The following is an 18,247-nucleotide window of genomic DNA, read 5'->3' as shown; positions in this document are numbered from 1 at the left end:
CGGAGAGGCGGATGAGCGAGCGGATCGAGGACGGCAAGCGCGACTTTCTCAAGGGCGTCGCGCTGGCGGGTGCCGCGGCAGGCGCCTTCGCGGCCGCCGGTGCACGGCCAGCCATGGCGCAGATGCTCGACAGCGGGGTGCCCGAGAGCTCCGTGCTCGCCAAGTGCCGCAAGGAAGGCGTGCTACGGGTCGGCTATTCCCAGACCGGGCCCTGGTTCTACAAGGACGCGAAGACCGGCGATCTCGGCGGTATCTACAAGGACGCGGTCGACCAACTCTGCCGCGAGATGGAGGTGAAGGCAGACTACAAGGAGGTCACCTTCGCGAACTCGACCGTCGGGCTCCGCCGGGGCGATTACGACCTCTACGGCTCCTCCCTGACCTACACGATGGCCCGGGCCGTGACGGTGAACTACATCGGACCGCTCTACGCCAAGGGCAGCCTGCTCGTCGTGCACAAGGACGACGCGGCGAAGTACAAGACGCGCGACGACTTCAACAGCCCGGACGTGACCTTCTCGGTCGTCGCGGGGGGCAGCGAGGAGCCGCGAATCCCGATCCTGTGGCCGAAGGCCAAGCTCATCACGACCACCGGGCAGGTCTATCTCGGCGCCGAACCGGTCCGGGCGCGCCGCGCCACCGTCTGGATGTGCGGCGACAGTGACGCGCTCCTCTTCGCGAAGCGCAATCCGGGCTGGGCAGTCGTCATCGAGCCCGAGAAGCCGATCGACCGGCGACCGAACACCTGGGCGGTCCGCTACGGGGACAGCGAGTGGAAGCAGTTCCTCGACATGTTCGGCGCCTTCATGGTCGCGAACGGCGAGATCGACCGGCTGTTCAAGCTCCACATGGAGAAGCTCGGCGCGGCTTAGGTGCAGCCCGCTCGCGCGATCCTCCCCCTGCTGGGGGAGGTGGCGGCCCCGCAGGGGCCGACGGAGGGGGAAGCCCTCTCGACCGCCACGACCCCGCCCCGCTCGCGCCACAGGCGCGAGTCGGCCCTCCCCTGCAGGGGAGGGATCGACAGCCGCCGCCAGCTTCGCAGCCCATGATCGTCGATTGCCACGCCCACGTCTTCCGCAACTGGACGGAGTCCTGCGGGCATCCGTCGACGGAGATCCATCTCAAGTACCTGCAGAAGATCGTCACCCGCCCGAGCGCGAAGGTGTTCCGGCTGCGTGATGGTACCCCGGCCTCGGCGGCGCCTCTGTTCCGAAAGGACGACCCTACCTGGGAAGGATTGACCGACCTCGCCTTTCGGGTCGGTCGCTACGGGCAGCTCCAATTCACGTATGAGGGCGAGGATTACGCGGTGCAGTACATGCCGGTCGGCATGCAGGTGATCGAATCCCCGCCCGAATTCATGATCGCGCAGATGCTGGTCGCCGAGGTGGACCACTGCATCCTGCAGGCGGGCGGCGGCTACGGCGCCATGAACGACTTCAACGCGTTCGCCCAGGCGCAGCACCCCGACCGCTTCTCAGGCCTGTTCTGGGTCGACGAGGCCACGGCCGACCGCGAGGGCACCCTGGCCGAAATAGTCCGCGCCAAGGACAAGCTCGGGCTCAAGGGCCTCTACTACGCCCAGGACCATTCGCGGCATGGCTATGCGCGGAACCTCGACCACGCCGATTTCGGCCCGCTCTGGGAGCTGATCGCCTCCATGAAGGTGCCGGTCTTCGCCGAGCTGTCCGCCACGCCGGACTACGACCGGGCGAGCTACCTGGCGAACCTCGAAGCCTTCGACCGCCTGCTCGCCCGCATGCCGGACACGACCTTCGTGCTGGTCATGGGGCCGCCCGTCGGCCATCTGGCGCCACGCGGAACCTGGGAGTTTCCGGCCGAGGCGCTCGCGACCTATCGGAGGCCGAACCTGCTGATCGAGGTGATGTTCCCGATCACCTGGGGCGGGATCTGGGATTACCCCTATCCCGAGGCGCAGGGCCTTGTGCGTGAGATGCGGGACCTGTTCGGGGCGGACAAGCTCGTCTGGGGTTCGGACATGCCCAATGTCGAGCGCTTCTGCACCTACAAGCAAAGCCTCGACTACGTCCGGCGCTACTGCGACTTCCTCAGCGGTTCCGAGAAGGACCGCATCCTCGGCCTGAACGCGGCCGAGCTGATGGGGCTTCGGTGATACCATCCCCTTCTGCACGACCAACGGAGCGCATGACATGACCCTTCGCGTCGGCATCGACATCGGCGGCACCTTCACGGACATCGTGATGCTGGCCGCGGGGGGCGGGGTCTCGACCGTGAAGGTGCTGTCGACGCCGGACGATTACAGCCGCGGCATCGTCCAGGGTCTGTCCGGCCTTCTTGCGGACGGAAATGTCGCACCGGATGGGATCGCGCAGATCATGCACGGCACAACCGTCGCCACGAACGCGCTGCTCGAGGGCAAGGGGGCTCGCGTCGCCCTGATCACGACCGACGGCTTCCGCGACGTGCTCGAGATCCGTCGGCTGCGGATGCCGGCGCTCTACGACATCCGCTTCCGCAAGCCGCCGGCGCTCGTGCCGCGCCGCCTGCGCTACGAGGTGCCGGAGCGGATCGATGCGAGCGGAAAGGTCGAGCGTCCGCTCGACGAGGCGGAAGCGGAGCGCGTAGTCGAGGCGGCGCTGGCCAGTGGCGTCGACACGATCGCGGTGTGCCTGTTGAACGCATACGCCAACGGCGCGCACGAGGAGCGGCTCCTCGAACTGATCCGGGAGCGGGATGCCGAGATCCCCGTCTCGCTTTCCAGCCGCATCAACCCGGAAATCAAGGAATACGAGCGGACCTCCACAACGGTCGTGAACGCCTACGTCCTTCCGTCCGTGAAGGCCTATCTCGGCCGTCTCGGGTCGGAACTCGCCGGCCGCGAGATCCGGACTCCTGTACGCATCATGCAGTCGAATGGCGGCGTCATGCGGTCGGAGGCGGCGGCCGAACGGCCGTTCAACATCATCGAATCCGGTCCGGCGGCCGGGGTTGTCGGAGCGGCGGAAATCGCGCGCCAGCTCGGCGGCGAAAGCCTGCTCGCCTTCGACATGGGCGGCACGACCGCCAAGGCCGCGCTCATCGAGAAGGGCGAGTTCCTGCGCGTAGGCTCGCTCGATGTCGGTGGCGGCATCAACATGTCCGGGCGTCTCCTGAAGGGCGGCGGCTACCACGTGAGCGCCCCGGCGATCGACATAGCCGAGGTCGGGGCGGGCGGCGGCAGCCTCGTCGGGTTGGATGCCGGCGGCGGCCTGACCGTGGGGCCGGAGAGCGCGGGCTCGTCGCCGGGCCCGGTCTGCTACGAGCAGGGCGGAGGCGTTCCGACCGTCACCGACGCCAATGTCGTCCTGGGCTTCATCAATCCCGAGTCGCTCGCCGGCGGCTCCTTCCCGATCCGGCACGAGCTTGCGCACGCAGCGATCACGGAGCAGGTGGCGAAGCCGCTCGGCCTCTCGGTCGAGGAGGCCGCCTGGGGCATCCACCGCGTCGCCGATGCCAAGATGGCGCGTGCGCTGCGGGCAGTTTCGACGGAGCGGGGGCTCGACCCGCGCAGCTTCGCCATCATGGCATTCGGCGGCAACGGCCCGGTCCATGCCGCGACGCTCGCGTCGCTGCTCTCGATTCGCCGGATCCTGGTCCCGCCGATCGCCGGTGTCTTCTCGAGCCTCGGTATGCTCTTCCCGGAGGTCGAGCATCATTTCACCCAAACCTTGAAACGCCTGCTGGAGAACCTGGACGGGGAGGCGCTCCGGGGCGAACTCGACCGCTTGGTCGCGGAGGGCCGGGAGGCGCTGGCCCGCGAAGGTATCGGCCCGGCCATGATGGTGTTCGAACCGGCGATCGACCTCCGCTATGCTGGTGCGAACACGGAGCTGACCGTGGCCCTCGACATCGCGAAGGCGAGCGCGGCCGATCTGCGCCTGCAGTTCGAGGACGCGCACGAGCGCCAATACGGGTACCGCTCGCCGGAGGAGCGTGTCGAGACCGTCAATCTCCGCCTCGTGGCGCGCGGCCGGGCGCAGACGAAGAGCGTGCCCGACGCCATTCGCCTGAAGGCGGGGTCGGGCCGGCGGCCCGGGACCCGCGCGGTCTATTTCGGGCCGGCCGGCCAAGTTCAGACGCCCATCGTCGCGCGGGGCGATCTGCGGCACGACAGCTGGACGGCCGGACCGCTGCTCGTCGAGGAATACGATTCGACGACGGTGGTGCCGCCCGGTGGCCGCGCCCGCCTGATCGCCTGGGACACCATCGAGATCGAGCTCGCCTGATGCCAGTCCAGACAGCACCGAACGCAGTCCCACAGCCGGAGCTCCGCGACCCCTTCGCGCTGGAGCTCGTCAAGAACGCGCTCGCCGCCGCTGCCGACGAGATGGCGCTGACCATCGCGCGAACCGCCCGCTCCTTCGTGGTCAAGGAGGCGCTCGACTTCTCGACCGCGCTCTACCTCGCCGACGGCGAGATGATCGCGCAGGGCACCTGCCTGCCGTTTCACCTGGGCGCCATGCCCTACGCGGTCGCCTCCGTCCGGCGCACCTACGAGGGCCGGATCAGGCCGGGCGACCTCTTCATCACCAACGACCCGTATGACGGCTCGACGCATCTCCCCGACATCGTGCTGGTGAAGCCGGTCTTTCGCGGCAAGGAGTTGATCGGCTTCTCGTCGGCGCTGGCGCACATGACCGACATCGGCGGCCGCATCCCGGGCGGCAACGCGTCCGACTCGACCGAGCTGTACCAGGAGGGGCTGCGGATCCCGCCGTCGCGCCTCTGGCGACAGGGCGAGCCTGACGACGCGATGTTCCGGCTGATCGAACGCAACGTCCGCGTGCCCGACAAGGTGCTTGGCGATGTCCGTTCGCTGATCGCCGCGTGCGCGATCGGTGAGCGGGAGATGCTCAAGCTGTGCGAGCAATACGGCATAAGTGATTTCGTATCGCTCTGCCGGGACCTGCTTGATTACACCGAGCGCTTCACCCGGGCCGAGATCGCCAAGCTCCCGGACGGCACGTATCGCTTCGTCGACTACATCGACTCCGACGGGATCGATCCAACGCCGATCCGCTTCGAGGTCGCGATAACGGTGGCGGGCGACGCCATCGTGGTCGATTTCGAGGGCACCTCGCCCCAGGTGCGAGGCGCGATCAACTGCGTCTACCCGTTCACCCGCTCGACCGCGCTCGGCTGCATCCGGTCGATCCTCGACCTCGCGATCCCTAACAATTCCGGCTACTTCCGCCCGATCACCGTGAAAGCGCCGGAGGGCACGATCGTGAACCCACGTCCGCCTGCCGCGGTCGCGGCGCGCGGCCTCACAGGCGTCCGCATCGGCGATACCATTTTCGGCGCGCTCGCCCAGATTAGGCCGGACATGGTGCCGGCCTGCGGCGCCAACGCCCCCGAGGTCGGCGTGTCTTTCGGCGCGACCGGGCCCGACGGACGGCCCTACGTCTATCTCGAGTTCCTGGTTGGCTCGTGGGGTGGCGGGCCTGATCGCGACGGCATGGATGCCTGCACAGGCACGCTCGTGAACTATGCTAATACCCCAGCCGAGCTAATCGAGGCGGACTTACCGATCGCTGTCGAGCGCTACGGTTTTGCGCCGGATACGGGCGGCGCCGGCCAGTGGCGCGGCGGTCTTGCGGTGGAGCGGCACCTCCGCTTCAAGATCGACCGTGGAACGCTCCAAATCCGGTCCGATCGCCGCAAGCATCTGGCCTATGGCCTCGCGGGCGGCGGCCCCGGCGCTCCGGCGGCCGCGACCGTGGTCCGCGCGGGTGGGCGGGAGGAAGATTTCCCGGCGAAGTTCCTAACAACCGTGAATACGGGCGACATCCTGAAGGTCCGCCTCTCGGGCGGCGGCGGGCATGGTGAGCCATCAGCACGCGACCCGCGCCTAGTCGATGAGGACTTGGCCGAGGGAAAGATAACCGCTTCCCATGCGGCACGCCACTACGGAAGAGCCTAAGCTATAGCATTCACCAACCCGGCGTTTATAGATTTAAGTGCCGGTCGTTGCTGGCAAATGGCACCGGCGCAGCGTCCCATTTTGCGGGCTCGGCATAACCCGCCCGTCTGAGATGCGCACGATGAAAGCCGAACCGGCGAGAGCGATCGAGCGTCACTGCGCCGGTCACGATGTCTCGCCGCCAGCGGAAGAAGGCCTCCTCCGAGATCTCGCGACCGGAGAGGATGTCGATGGGGCCTCCATGACCCTCGGCATCAGCCTTGCGACAGCCAAGACGCACCGCACCCGGCTCTTCGCCAAGCTCACGTTAAGCGCCGGGCCGACCTCCTGTCTTTACTGGCCGGCCTCGTTCCGCCGCTTGACCCTGTTGGATAGCTGGTGCGGGGCTGCCGTTCCTGCATCGCGCAAGAGTTCTTCCCGCATCGAGCGAATGCGCGGAGCGTCTGCTTCCCAGCCGATCCGCCCGAAATCAGCCGGACCGCTTTCGGCCAGACTTGGCCGAAGACGCGTCAGAATTGGACTCCAGGTGCCTGGCCGAACGCGGACATCAGCAGCGCAGATCAGCCAGGGCCACTTCCGACCCGATCCGAGCCTTGACGGTTACGGCGGGTATGAGCCGCCGGTACGGGCCTGCCGGTCTTCTGCTGTACGATGGTGGCGCGAAGCCGGATCGGGTCTCCGAGGTGAGTGCCGGCGACACGAAGTCGGACGAGGTCGCAGCCCCGGAGCTTACCGTCGATTGCGGCATTGGACATTGCGAGGTCGCGAACGCGCCCTTCGTGCTGCAACCGGGTCCGAATGGCCAGATATGCCTCGGTTCGAGAGGCGGCTTTGGTCCGAGGAGAGGTCAGAACCACAGCCACCCGATCCCGGATCGCCACCGGGCTGCCCCACAAGCGGAACTTTGGGTCGGCGCCCGAGAGCGGACGTTCCGGACTGGGTCGACAGCGGCCGGGAGCTCACGTCCGCTTTGCACGGGCGCCCTCTCCGAAGCAGACGGACCGCTTGCGGCCACCTGCAAACATGCGACCAGGTTTGACCTATGTTCCTTTCGAGTCCGAAGCGGACCTACAGGAAGACAGACCTCGGGGCTAACAGACAGGCATCATATAGAAAAACAACTCTCTCTTTCTGTTAGCCCGCCCCGCTTTATGACGCCTCATTCGATGAGAATGCTCATCGCCGCGTCATTCCGCCGACGACCCTTCGTGAGCTTGTTGCGCATCAGATCGATGTCGACGTGCCCGTAGTGATCCTCAATGTATTTGACGCTCGTGCCCATGTTCCGCGCGAGCAAGAACACGTCGACGCCCTTCATCAGTCGGAACGTACAGTAGGTATGGCGCAGGCTGTAGTAGGTCAGCTTCTTGCCGCCATCCCTCAGGCCCGTGGCGTCCATCAGCTCGTTCCAGAGCCGATAGAGCACCTTCTTCGTGATTTGCTCCCCGGTCTGGTTGTCGACAAACACCCAGTCACCCTTGCCGGTGTGGTTCGAGTAGCGCCGGATCCGGTCGAAGAGGCCGCCCTGCATTCCCTGCACAGGTCGAGCCCCGGTCTTCGTGTCCGGTGGAACCATGATCCGGACGTTGCGCCGGCCGTTCTCCTCGTAAACTTGCACCATGCTCCACTTGAGCTTGCGCATCTCACCGAAGCGAAGGCCTGTGTTCGCGGAGATGAGGATGAAATCGCGGACGAACTGCCGGTTCGTCTTCTCTGCCTCGTCCTCAGCGTTGTCAGCCCAGTGGGTGACGTGCTTATAGACGGCGTCCCACTCTTCCGCCGTGAAAGCGTCTCGGCTGTCCTCCCGGCCCACATATTTCTGCGTGTTGGTCGCCAACTTCTCGAAGACCGGCAGGTTGGCCTGAGTCAGGTAGCGTCGCTCGACCGCGTAACTGTACAGGCCCGTGATGACGCTCCGCTCGTTCTTGAGCGTGACTGACCGAACGCTCGGCTGTGCCTTCCACCGCTGCTTGAAGTAGTTTTTGAACGAGAGGGGATCGATCTTATCGATCCGAATGCTCTCCCCGACAAAGGGCAGAAAGTGTCGTGTCAGCACCGTCCTGAGGAGGTCGTGGCGGCCCTGGGTGATGCCGCCTTGGTGACGACCCTGCGGACGGACGCGCTTGGCTTGCTCGGCCAGGTACTCGTCAACCAGGGTGCGAGCGGTCTTGGAGAAGACCATCTCGCCGTTCCTGAGCCGAGCTTTGAGCTCGACATATTCCTCGGTTGCAAGCTGCCTTGCCTCTCCGAGGTCTTTGGTCCGGAGCGACTTCCGGAAGTATCGCTGCTGCTCCCGGACCCAACACGACATCTGCCACACCTTCCCGCTATGGATGGTGCGAAAGACCCGGATGTTACCCTCAAGGAGGTCGTGAGACTCCGTCACATATGCCCCGCGAGTAGTCTCGTCGGGAGCGGTCTCGGATTTATGCATCTGGATAACGAGGGGAGTTTGTCAGGTCTGAAACCGTGTAGGCTCTAAACCTTTTTCTCCCAACGTGTTTTGTCAAAGTTTGCAACCCAACCCGGATCGTATAAGTTACTGATCCGTCGAGGCTTTCTAGCGGAAGATACTGTCGAGGATTATTCCCACTCGATCGTGCCCGGGGGCTTCGACGTCACGTCGTAGGTCACGCGGTTGATCCCTTTCACCTCGTTGACGATCCGGGCCGAGACGCGGCCGAGGAAGGCCATGTCGAAGGGATAGAAGTCGGCCGTCATGCCGTCCACGGACGTGACGGCGCGCAGCGCGCAGACATAGTCGTAGGTGCGGCCGTCGCCCATGACGCCGACGGTGCGGACGGGCAGCAGCACGGCGAAGGCCTGCCAGATCGTGTCGTAGAGGCCGGCCTTGCGGATCTCGTCGAGATAGACCGCGTCGGCCTTGCGCAGGATCTCGAGCTTTTCGCGCGTGATCTCGCCCGGGCAGCGGATGGCGAGGCCGGGGCCGGGAAAGGGATGGCGGCCGACGAAGGCCGGCGGCAGGCCGAGCTCGCGCCCGAGCGCGCGCACCTCGTCCTTGAACAGCTCGCGCAGGGGCTCGACGAGCTTCATGTTCATGCGCTCGGGGAGGCCACCGACATTGTGGTGGCTCTTGATCGTGACCGACGGGCCGCCCGTGAAGGAGACGCTCTCGATCACGTCCGGGTAGAGGGTTCCCTGAGCGAGGAACTCGGCCCCGCCGATCTTCTTCGCCTCCGCCTCGAAGACGTCGATGAAGAGCCTGCCGATCGTCTTGCGCTTGACCTCGGGGTCGGTGACGCCTTCGAGCGCCTGCAGGAACATCTCGTCAGCCCGGACGTGCACGAGCGGGATATTGTAGTGGTCGCGGAAGAGGCCGACGACCTCCTCGGCCTCGCCCTGACGCAGGAGCCCGTGGTCGACGAAGACGCAGGTCAGCTGCTCGCCGATCGCCTCGTGGATCAGCACGGCCGCGACCGCGGAATCGACGCCGCCCGACAGGCCGCAGATCACGCGGCCCTTGCCGACCTGCTCGCGGATCCGGCCGATCGCCTCCTCGCGGAAGGCCGCCATCGTCCAGTCGCCGGAGCAGCCCGCGATGTCGCGGACGAAGTTGCGGATCAGGAGTTCGCCCTGCGGGGTATGCGCGACCTCGGGGTGGAACTGCACCGCGTAGAACTTGCGCGCCTCGTCGGCGACGACGGCGAAGGGGGCGTTCTCCGAGAAGGCGAGCGGCTCGAACCCGTCCGGCAGCTTCGTGACGCGATCGCCGTGGCTCATCCAGACCGGGTATTTGTGACCGACATGCCAGACGCCGTGGAACAGCGGGCTGTCGGCCATGATCTCGATCTCGGCCCGCCCGAACTCCGCATGGTGGCCGCCCTCGACCTCGCCGCCGAGCTGCGCGGCCATCGCCTGCTGGCCGTAGCAGATGCCGAAGACCGGCACGTCGCCCGAGAAGACGTCCTGCGGGGCCCGGGGGCTCGACTCGACCGTGACGGATTCCGGGCCCCCGGACAGGATCACGCCCTTCGGCTTCAGCTCACGGAAGGCCTCTTCCGCCTTCTGGAAGGGGACGATCTCGCAATAGACCCCCTCCTCCCGGACGCGGCGCGCGATCAGCTGCGTCACCTGGGAGCCGAAATCGACGATGAGGATCTTGTCGTGGTCGTGGGTGGTCATGAGACTCGGTATTCGCGAAGTGATTTCAAGCGCGCCACGAGCGACTCGTCCGCGAGACGCCGGCGGCAGAGGGAAACGAAATCCTCGTCGGCGGTGACGAGCACCGTGTCCCACCGCTGGGCCAGGGCGAGGTATAAGCAGTCATAGATCGGATGCCCGAGAGTTCGCGCAACCTCCGTGGCAACCCTGATCAGCGCTTTCGAGGGGACCAGTTCAGGGCAGGTCAGATCGAGATCGGCGAGCGCCAGATCCAAGAGTTCATCGGCGAACTTGCCGGCCCGGTTCTGCCTCAGAAGAGCGTTCACGACCTCCGGGAGGAGGATGTCGGGCGCAATGAAGAGAAGGCTTTCCGCCTCCAGCAGACCGAGAGCGAGCTCGCGATCGTGCTCATGCACGTACCACTTGACGGCAACCGAGGCGTCGAGAACGATCGGTCTCATCAACGGGCGCGGTCTTCTCGTATCAGGTCGACCGAGTTGATCGGCGAGGGATGCGCCTGAGCGGCCTGTATCGCGCGCGCGCGGGCGGCCCGGTTTCCAGAGCGGGCACGCAACCCCACTCGGATCAGATCGGCCGCGAAGCTCTCGGCATCGACCCCGAGCCGATCGGCGGCCTGCCTGAGCTCGAGCAGCAGGCTTTCGTCGATGTTGCGGATCGTCATCTCGCCCATGGCCGGCCCTCAGCCCTCCCGCTTGATCATAGCGACATAGAACCCGTCCGTCCCCGTCCGCAACGGCGACATCTGAAGCCCATGTCCGGTGAGGCGGACGGCCTCGCCCAGTCCCGAAAGCCCGGCTGCGGCGAGGGCCTCCCCCGCCGCCACCACCGAGAATTCGGGGCGACGTTCCCGCAGGCCGGCGACGGCATCGTCGTTCTCCTCCGGCAACATGGAGCAGGTGATATAGGCGATGCGCCCGCCGGGGCGTACGAGCTCGGCAGCCCGGTCGAGCACGGCCGCCTGTTCCTTCAGCCGGACCTGGAGGCTCCCTGGCCGCACGCGCCACTTGGAATCCGGGTTGCGCCGCCAGGTGCCGGTACCCGTGCAGGGAGCGTCGACGAGAACGAGGTCCGCCTTTCCCTCGAGGTCCTGCACCGCATCCTCCCGCCCACGCGGCGTCCTGACCTGGACGTTCCGCACGCCGGCCCGCTCGAGCCGGGCATGGATCGGAGCGAGCCGCCGCTGGTCTGAATCCGTCGCGTAGATTTGGCCGTGATTGCCCATGGCGGCCGCGAGTGCGAGCGTCTTGCCGCCGCCCCCGGCGCAGAGGTCGATCACCTGGTCGCTGGGCCCGGCGCCGGCGATCATGGCGGCGAGCTGAGAACCCTCGTCCTGGATCTCGATCTCGCCCTTGAGGAAGGCCGGATCCGACTGGATGGAGGGCGCCTTCTCGCCGGCGCCATGGATGATCCGCAGGCCGAGCGGCGAGTAGGGCGTCGGCGCGGCCGAGAGATGGGCGAGCTCTGCCTGGACGAGCTCCCGCGAGCTCTTCAGGGCATTGACACGCAGGTCGAGCGGGGCACGTTTCGCGAGAGCTGCCGCCTCCGCGGCGAGTTCGGCGCCGAAGAGCCTTTCCAACGAGGGCGAAAGCCACTCGGGGAAGTCCCCCGAGACATGAGGGGGAGCATCGTCGAGGCTCCCGGCATCGAGGCGCCCCCGCTCGGCGTCGCTCAGGGGCGCCGGCGCGAAGCGCTCTCCGGAGCAGAGGCGGGAAATCTCCTCGGCAGACAGGCCTCTCTCCAGCCGCAGCATTCCCAGCAGGATGCCGCGCGGATTGTCATCGCCCATGAGCCAACCCGCGGAGGCCCTGCGACGGAGCGTGTCGTAGACCAAGCCGGCGATCGCGGCACGATCGCCCGACCCCGCGAAGCGGTGCGACAGTCCCCAATCCTTCAGGGCGTCCGACGCCGGCCGCCGCCGGGCTGCGATGTCAGCGAGGACCTCCACGGCCGCGGAGAGGCGTGCCGCCGGCGTCATCGGGCGTCCCCCGGTAAGCGAAGCGTCACCATTCGGGCGCAGAACGTCAGCCCTGTCCGGAGGGAACGCTCCCAGCGCGCCTGCCCGGCTTCCGGAGAAAATTGCCTCATGACCACCTTGTTGCGGCTGTCCGTCGTCGCCGCCCTGACATTCACGATCGCGGCCTGCGCCTCGGCCCCGCCGCCTCCGCCCGACTACCCGCCGCCCGGTCAGCGCCAGCTCGACGCCAAGACACAGCTCGAATCCGGCCGCCGCTACTGAGCGCCCGCGGTCCGCGTGGGCCCAAGGCTCACGCGGGCCAAGGTCCCGCGAGGATGCGGATCGCGAAGATGATCCACATCACGACAAGCACGAGGACGCCGAGGACGAAAGCCCCGAACCGGTACGGGACGTGGTTCGTACTGACATAGACCGCAGCATGGGCAAAGCGCGTGAGCACGAAGATCCAGCTGAGGGCAACGAACAGCAGGTCGGCCTTCCGCGTGTAGATGGCGAGGATCACCAGCACGTAGAAGAGGACGGGCACCTCGAACTGGTTCCCGAAGGCGTTCGCCACCTGCTGCGCCGGTGCCGGCCAGTTCTTCTCGCCCAGGGAGACCTCTCCGGCCTCCACCGCCCGCGAACGCAGCAGCCGGAAGCGACGCAACCCCGTCCACATCAGCAGCGCGAAGGTGAGCGCGACCTGCACGAACAGCGGCAGGAGAATGGCCGGGATGCTCACGCCGCGCCTCCCGAATGCCGGGCTCCCACCACTCGCCTCACACCCGCGTCGGGTAGTTGGGGCTTTCGCGCGTGATGGTCACGTCATGGACGTGGCTCTCGCGGAGGCCGGCATTGGTGATGCGGACGAAGCGGGCCTTCTCGCGCAGCTCGGGGAGCGTCGCGGCGCCGACATACCCCATGGCGGCACGAAGCCCGCCCGAGAGCTGGTGCAGCACGTTTGCGACCGGACCCTTGTAGGCAACCTGTCCCTCGACTCCCTCCGGCACCAGCTTCAGCGCGTCCCGGACCTCCGCCTGGAAGTAGCGGTCGGCCGAGCCGCGCGCCATCGCGCCCACGGAGCCCATGCCCCGGTACGACTTGTAGGACCGACCTTGGTAGAGGAACGTCTCGCCCGGGGCCTCGTCGGTTCCGGCCAGCAGGGAGCCGACCATCGCGCAGGACGCGCCCGCTGCAAGCGCCTTGGCGAGATCGCCGGAGAACTTGATGCCGCCGTCGGCAATGATCGGAACCCCGGCCGCATTGCCCGCCTCCACAGCCTCCAGGATGGCGGTGAGTTGCGGGACGCCGACGCCCGCGACCATGCGGGTGGTGCAGATCGAGCCCGGCCCGATCCCGACCTTCACGGCGTCGGCGCCGGCATCGATGAGCGCCTGCGTGCCCTCCCGCGTCGCCACGTTGCCGGCGATCACCTGGACGGCGTTCGACAGCTTCTTCACGCGGGTGACGGCATTCAGCACCTGCACCGAGTGACCATGCGCCGTGTCGACCACGATGACGTCGACGCCCGCATCGATCAGCATCTCCGAGCGCTCGAAGCCGCCCTCGCCCGTGGTCGTCGCGGCGGCGACGCGGAGCCGGCCCTGCTCGTCCTTGGCGGCGTTCGGATAGGCGACCTGCTTCTCGATGTCCTTCACGGTGATGAGGCCGATGCACCGGAAGTGGTCGTCGACGACGAGCAGCTTCTCGATCCGGAACTGGTGGAGCAGGCGCTTGGCCTCGTCCTGGCTCACGCCCTCGCGGACCGTGATCAGCCGGTCCTTCGTCATCAGCTCGGAGACGGGCTGGCTGGGATCGTTGGCGAAGCGCACATCCCGGTTGGTGAGGATGCCGGCGAGACGGCCGCGCGAGCCGTTCGGCCCCCGTTCGACGACCGGGATGCCGGAAATCCGATGGCGCTTCATGGTCGCAAGCGCTTCGGAAAGCGTCTCGTCCGGGAACACGGTGATCGGGTTCATCACCATGCCCGACTCGTATTTTTTCACGAGCCGGACCTGCTCCGCCTGGTCGGGTGCGTCGAGGTTGCGGTGGATGACCCCGAGGCCACCATTCTGGGCCATGGCGATGGCCATGTTGGCCTCGGTGACCGTGTCCATCGCCGAGGAGATGATCGGGATATTCAGGGCGATCGAGCGGGTCAGCTGGGTTCTGACATCCGTCTCCGCCGGCAGGACTTCGGAGCGGCCTGGCCGCAAGAGCACGTCGTCGAAGGTAAGCCCCTCGACAAAGATGGTGGAACCGCCGCTTTCGATCATCGCCAACCCTCATCGGCTCGGTCGGGAAACTGCGATATCGCACCGCAGCATCAGGTCCGAGAGTTGGCGAGGGTCCGTAGCACGCAGGCCGCGGCAGCGCTAGCGACTCGCCACCGGTTCTTCGCCGATGGGAACCGGACGGAGCCGCGGACGCTTGTCGCACGACCTTGACCGAGGTTCCCCATGCAGTTCGCCCCTCTCGCCCATGCCTGCCTTGGCCTCCTGGCGCTGACCGGCATCGCGGCAGCCCAGGAAGTTCCGCGCACCCCGCCCCAGCCCGAGTTGGAGGCTTGCAAGACAACGGGCCTTCTCGCGCTGAAGGAACGCAACCCGGCCATCACGGATCTTCTCATCGACCCGGATGCGGTCTCGATCGCCAAGGCGGACACGAAGGTCGAGGACACGCCCGTAAAGGGCGTGATCATGGGCGAGGCCTATCTGGAAAAGAGGAAGACAGAGAAGCCGCACCGCTTCGTTTGTCTCCTCGGCGAGAAGGGCAAGGTGCTGCTCACCTTCTTCACGCAGGAATAGGAGGCGCCCTGCCAGGTTGCGCAGCCGCCCCGGCAGGTTCACAGAGCCGGCGCCCCGGGCCGCGTCGCCCATTCTTCGCCAACCCGTCCTGATGCGTCGCGAACGCCTCATCCCGATCATCGTCGCGACAGCGCTGTTCATGGAGAACACGGACTCGACCGTGCTCTCGACGGCCCTCCCGGCGATCGCCGCGGACCTCAACCAGGACCCGATCGCCCTCAAGCTCGCGCTGACCTCGTACCTGGTCAGCCTGGCGGTGTTCATTCCCGTCTCGGGCTGGATGGCCGACCGCTTCGGTGCCCGGAACATCTTCCGGGCGGCGCTCGGCGTCTTCATGGCGGGCTCGATCGCCTGCGCGGTCGCCGGCTCGCTCACCGGCTTCGTGGCCGCACGGTTCCTGCAAGGAATGGGCGGGGCCATGATGGTGCCCGTGGGGAGGCTGGTCCTCCTGCGGAGCGTGCCCAGGAGCGAGCTCGTGAGCGCGATGGCCTGGGTGACCATGCCGGCGCTCATCGGCCCGGTGATCGGGCCTCCGCTGGGCGGCTTCATCACCACCTATTTCGACTGGCGCTGGATCTTCATCATCAATCTCCCGGTGGGGGTCGTCGGGATCCTGCTCGCGACGCGCTTCATGGGAGACATCCGCGAGGAGGAGAGGCGCCCTCTCGATGTCTTCGGGTTCCTGACCTTTGGCTTCGGCCTCGCGCTCCTGATGCTCGGCTTCTCCACGGGCGGCCGTCATCTCATCCCGATCGAGGCTTCCTTCGCCGCCAGCCTTTTCGGTGCCGCGCTCGTCGCGCTCTACGCCTGGCACGCCCTCCGCACGCCGCATCCCCTCGTCGACCTCTCCCTCCTGAAGCTGCCGACCTTGAGGAACGGGATGATAGGCGGGGTGCTGTTCCGGATCGGGGTGGGAGCTATCCCCTTCCTGCTGCCGCTGATGTTCCAGCTCGGGTTCGGGCTCAGCCCCGTGCATTCGGGGCTTCTCACCTTCGCATCGGCGGCCGGCGCAATGGTGATGAAGGGCCTTGCGGCGCGGATCCTGCGGCAGTTCGGCTTCCGGCAGGTGCTGATCTGGAATGCGCTCGTGGCCTCCGGCTTCATTGCGGCCTTCGGCCTCTTCCAGCCGACGACACCGGCGCTCGTAGTGCTGGCAGTGCTGCTCGTCGGCGGCTGCTTTCGGTCGCTGCAGTTCACCGGTCTCAACACGATCGTCTATGCGGATGTGCCGAGTTCGCGGATGAGCGGAGCCACGAGCCTCGTGAGCGTGACGCAGCAGGTGGCCCTTAGCGCCGGCATCGCGGTCGGCGCGGGCGTGCTCCAGTTCGCAAGCCAGGTCGGACACGGGCACGAACTTGCCGCAAGCGACTTCTGGCCGGCCTTCCTGGCGGTCGGCCTCGTCTCCGCGACGTCCGTCTTCTTCTTTGCCCGGCTTGATCCGGACGCGGGCGCCGAGATGTCCGGCCGGGCTGCGATCCGGGCGAAGCCGATGGCGGAGAGCGCCTAGTCGGCTTCCTGCGGCTGGGCTCCGGCGCCGCGGAAGCCCGTCGCAAGCACGTAGAGCTCGGCAGAATCGGAGCGGCTCGCGGCCGGCTTCACGTGCCGAACCTGGGCGAAGTCGCGCTTCAGGTCGGCGAGCAGCGTGTTCTCCGTCCCGCCCTGAAGCACCTTGGCCACGAAGGCACCGCCCGGCTCGAGCACGAGGCGGGCGAAGTCGGCGGCGGCCTCCGCCAGTCCCATGATCTTGAGGTGATCGGTCTTCTTGTGACCCGTTGCGTTGGCGGCCATGTCGGACATCACGACATCCGCGCCGCCGCCCAGCATCTCCTTGAGCCGGTCCGGGGCGTGCTCCTCCATGAAGTCCAGCTTCTCGAAATCGACGCCCGGGAGCGGATCCATGTCGAGGAGGTCGATGCCGACCACCCTGCCCTTCCCGGCCGGCCGCCCTACGCGCTGGGCCGCAATCTGCGACCAGCCCCCCGGGGCCGCCCCGAGGTCCACGACCCGTCCCCCGGGCTTGAGGAGCCGGAACTTGTCGTCGATCTCGATCAGCTTGTAGGCCGCACGCGAGCGATACCCATCGCGCTTCGCGCGCGCCACATAGGGGTCGTTGAGTTGCCGCTCGAGCCAGGCGCGCTGGGACGGCGTCTTGTTGCCCCCCTTCCTGACTCTCTGTCGACCCGGTGTCTTCGAACGGCTACCGTCTGCGCTCAAGCCGAACCCCGGCGCGTCCAGACCTTGTCCTCGCGCATCATGCTCATCAGAATTCCCTCCCGCAGGCCGCGATCGGCGATGCGGAGGTAGTTGGCCGGGAAGGCCCGGCGGATCGCCTCGAGAATAGCACAGCCCGCGAGGACGAGGTCGGCCCGATCGCGGCCGATGCACGGGTTTTGTGCCCGCTGGTCGAGATTCGTGTCGAGCAGCCTGTCGATGACGGCCGAGATCTCGTCCTCCCGCATCCACATTCCGTCGACGCGCCGGCGGTCATAGCGCTCGAGCCCGAGATGGATGCCGCCGACGGTCGTGACGGTGCCGGAGGTGCCGAGAAGATGGAAATTCGCGGCCCCCGCCGCCGCTCCGGCCTTCAGGGCGAAGGGGAGCAGCCGGCCAGACACCTCGTCGACCATGTCCTCGAAGATCTCGGGCGTAACCCGTTGGCCGCCATGACGTTCGGCGAGGGTGACGACGCCGACCGCGAGGGAATCCCAGGCCCGGATCCGCTCGCTCGGGCACAGGACGGAGGACCCGGTCTGGCCGTCGAGCCAGGCGACCTCCGTCGACCCACCGCCGATGTCGAAGATGATGACCGAGCCGGCCTTCGGGTGCGCCAGCGAGGCGCAGCCCATCACGGCGAGCGTCGCCTCCGTCTGGCGATCCACGATCTCGATATCGATCCCCACGTCGCTCCGGACACGCTGGATGAAGGCGGCTCCGTTGGAAGCCAGGCGGCAGGCTTCGGTCGCGATCAGCCGCGACCGCACGACGTTGCGGGCCTCGATCTTGGCCCGGCAGACCTTCAGGGCGGCGATCGTGCGGTCGATCGCGTCCTCGTTCAGCCGATCCCCGATGCCAAGGCCCTCGCCGAGGCGCACGATGCGCGAGAAGGCGTCGACGACGCGGAACTCGTGGTAGGAGGGCTCGGCGATCAGAAGCCGGCAATTATTGGTGCCGAGGTCGAGCGCCGCATAGGCGCGAGCGGCCCGGCGAGGGCTCGGATGGTGGCCGTTGCTGCGCGTGGCAACGCGACGCTGCGCCGGCGTATGATCGTCGGCGGCACGCTGTGCCCGCTCGGCGGCACCGGCGGGGGCGAGTTGTCCGCCTCCATCCTGCACGGTCGCAATTCCTAGATGCGTGAGCGGATGCCCGCGCATGTGAGTTGATTCACTGTAACAATGGGAA

Annotated in this window: 16 protein-coding genes; 7 read left to right on the top strand and 9 right to left on the bottom strand. The window is 67.0% G+C overall.

The features are described from left to right. Positions 1-11 precede the first annotated feature (11 nt). The 4 genes from ACO2SS_RS00910 to ACO2SS_RS00895 all read left to right on the top strand — a co-directional run bounded on the left by ACO2SS_RS00910 (position 12) and on the right by ACO2SS_RS00895 (position 5,944). A complete protein-coding gene (locus tag ACO2SS_RS00910; protein ID WP_423275682.1) occupies positions 12-872 on the top strand; it encodes a substrate-binding periplasmic protein in 861 nt (286 codons plus the stop codon). A 173-nt stretch (positions 873-1,045) separates the two neighbouring features. Further along, complete coding sequence (locus ACO2SS_RS00905; protein ID WP_423275681.1) at positions 1,046-2,134, top strand: amidohydrolase family protein; 1,089 nt, start codon at positions 1,046-1,048, stop codon at positions 2,132-2,134. A 37-nt stretch (positions 2,135-2,171) separates the two neighbouring features. Further along, on the top strand, positions 2,172-4,247 hold the full coding sequence (locus ACO2SS_RS00900) for a hydantoinase/oxoprolinase family protein (protein ID WP_423275680.1): 2,076 nt from the start codon (positions 2,172-2,174) through the stop codon (positions 4,245-4,247). Beyond that, positions 4,247-5,944: a hydantoinase B/oxoprolinase family protein gene (locus tag ACO2SS_RS00895; protein ID WP_423275679.1), complete on the top strand. Its 1,698-nt coding sequence runs from the start codon at positions 4,247-4,249 to the stop codon at positions 5,942-5,944. Before ACO2SS_RS00900 ends, ACO2SS_RS00895 begins: the two co-directional genes overlap by 1 nt. Positions 5,945-7,103: 1,159 nt before the next feature. Here ACO2SS_RS00895 and ACO2SS_RS00890 read toward each other — a convergent pair. The 5 genes from ACO2SS_RS00890 to ACO2SS_RS00870 all read right to left on the bottom strand — a co-directional run bounded on the left by ACO2SS_RS00890 (position 7,104) and on the right by ACO2SS_RS00870 (position 12,062). Then, complete coding sequence (locus ACO2SS_RS00890; protein WP_423275678.1) at positions 7,104-8,378, bottom strand: tyrosine-type recombinase/integrase; 1,275 nt, start codon at positions 8,376-8,378, stop codon at positions 7,104-7,106. Positions 8,379-8,527: 149 nt separating this feature from the next. Next, positions 8,528-10,087, bottom strand: coding sequence for a glutamine-hydrolyzing GMP synthase (guaA, locus tag ACO2SS_RS00885; RefSeq protein ID WP_423275677.1), 1,560 nt, complete (start codon positions 10,085-10,087; stop codon positions 8,528-8,530). Beyond that, a complete protein-coding gene (locus ACO2SS_RS00880) occupies positions 10,084-10,527 on the bottom strand; it encodes a type II toxin-antitoxin system VapC family toxin (RefSeq protein WP_423275676.1) in 444 nt (147 codons plus the stop codon). Before ACO2SS_RS00880 ends, guaA begins: the two co-directional genes overlap by 4 nt. Further along, complete coding sequence (locus ACO2SS_RS00875; protein WP_423275675.1) at positions 10,527-10,757, bottom strand: hypothetical protein; 231 nt, start codon at positions 10,755-10,757, stop codon at positions 10,527-10,529. Before ACO2SS_RS00875 ends, ACO2SS_RS00880 begins: the two co-directional genes overlap by 1 nt. Before the next feature lie 9 nt (positions 10,758-10,766). Then, the gene (locus ACO2SS_RS00870; RefSeq protein ID WP_423275674.1) at positions 10,767-12,062 is read right to left on the bottom strand and encodes an RsmB/NOP family class I SAM-dependent RNA methyltransferase; all 1,296 of its coding nucleotides are present in this window, start codon (positions 12,060-12,062) and stop codon (positions 10,767-10,769) included. A 108-nt stretch (positions 12,063-12,170) separates the two neighbouring features. On the opposite strand from ACO2SS_RS00870, the gene ACO2SS_RS00865 reads away from it, so the two are divergent. Next, a complete protein-coding gene (locus ACO2SS_RS00865) occupies positions 12,171-12,323 on the top strand; it encodes a hypothetical protein (protein ID WP_423275673.1) in 153 nt (50 codons plus the stop codon). A gap of 28 nt (positions 12,324-12,351) precedes the next feature. Here ACO2SS_RS00865 and ACO2SS_RS00860 read toward each other — a convergent pair whose 3' ends face one another. Together ACO2SS_RS00860 and guaB are read right to left on the bottom strand one after the other, a co-directional pair. Continuing rightward, the gene (locus ACO2SS_RS00860; protein WP_423275672.1) at positions 12,352-12,783 is read right to left on the bottom strand and encodes an MAPEG family protein; all 432 of its coding nucleotides are present in this window, start codon (positions 12,781-12,783) and stop codon (positions 12,352-12,354) included. 37 nt (positions 12,784-12,820) lie between these two features. Continuing rightward, a complete protein-coding gene (gene guaB, locus ACO2SS_RS00855; RefSeq protein ID WP_423275671.1) occupies positions 12,821-14,317 on the bottom strand; it encodes an IMP dehydrogenase in 1,497 nt (498 codons plus the stop codon). A 183-nt stretch (positions 14,318-14,500) separates the two neighbouring features. Here guaB and ACO2SS_RS00850 point away from each other — a divergent pair, with 183 nt between their 5' ends. Then, complete coding sequence (locus tag ACO2SS_RS00850; protein WP_423275670.1) at positions 14,501-14,848, top strand: hypothetical protein; 348 nt, start codon at positions 14,501-14,503, stop codon at positions 14,846-14,848. A gap of 91 nt (positions 14,849-14,939) precedes the next feature. After that, positions 14,940-16,355, top strand: coding sequence for an MFS transporter (locus tag ACO2SS_RS00845; RefSeq protein WP_423275669.1), 1,416 nt, complete (start codon positions 14,940-14,942; stop codon positions 16,353-16,355). On the opposite strand, the gene ACO2SS_RS00840 is transcribed toward ACO2SS_RS00845, so the two are convergent. Next, positions 16,352-17,062: an RlmE family RNA methyltransferase gene (locus ACO2SS_RS00840; RefSeq protein WP_423275668.1), complete on the bottom strand. Its 711-nt coding sequence runs from the start codon at positions 17,060-17,062 to the stop codon at positions 16,352-16,354. The two genes, ACO2SS_RS00845 and ACO2SS_RS00840, sit on opposite strands and share 4 nt — an antisense overlap. Continuing rightward, positions 17,059-18,219 (bottom strand): Ppx/GppA phosphatase family protein, encoded by a 1,161-nt coding sequence (locus ACO2SS_RS00835; RefSeq protein WP_423275667.1) that lies wholly within the window; start codon positions 18,217-18,219, stop codon positions 17,059-17,061. The genes ACO2SS_RS00840 and ACO2SS_RS00835 overlap by 4 nt, the downstream gene beginning before the upstream one ends. Positions 18,220-18,247: the final 28 nt, after the last annotated feature.

This window comes from Enterovirga sp. CN4-39 (genome assembly GCF_049446235.1).
Lineage (GTDB): Bacteria > Pseudomonadota > Alphaproteobacteria > Rhizobiales > Beijerinckiaceae > Enterovirga.
This window is presented reverse-complemented; position numbering and strand designations above follow the sequence as displayed.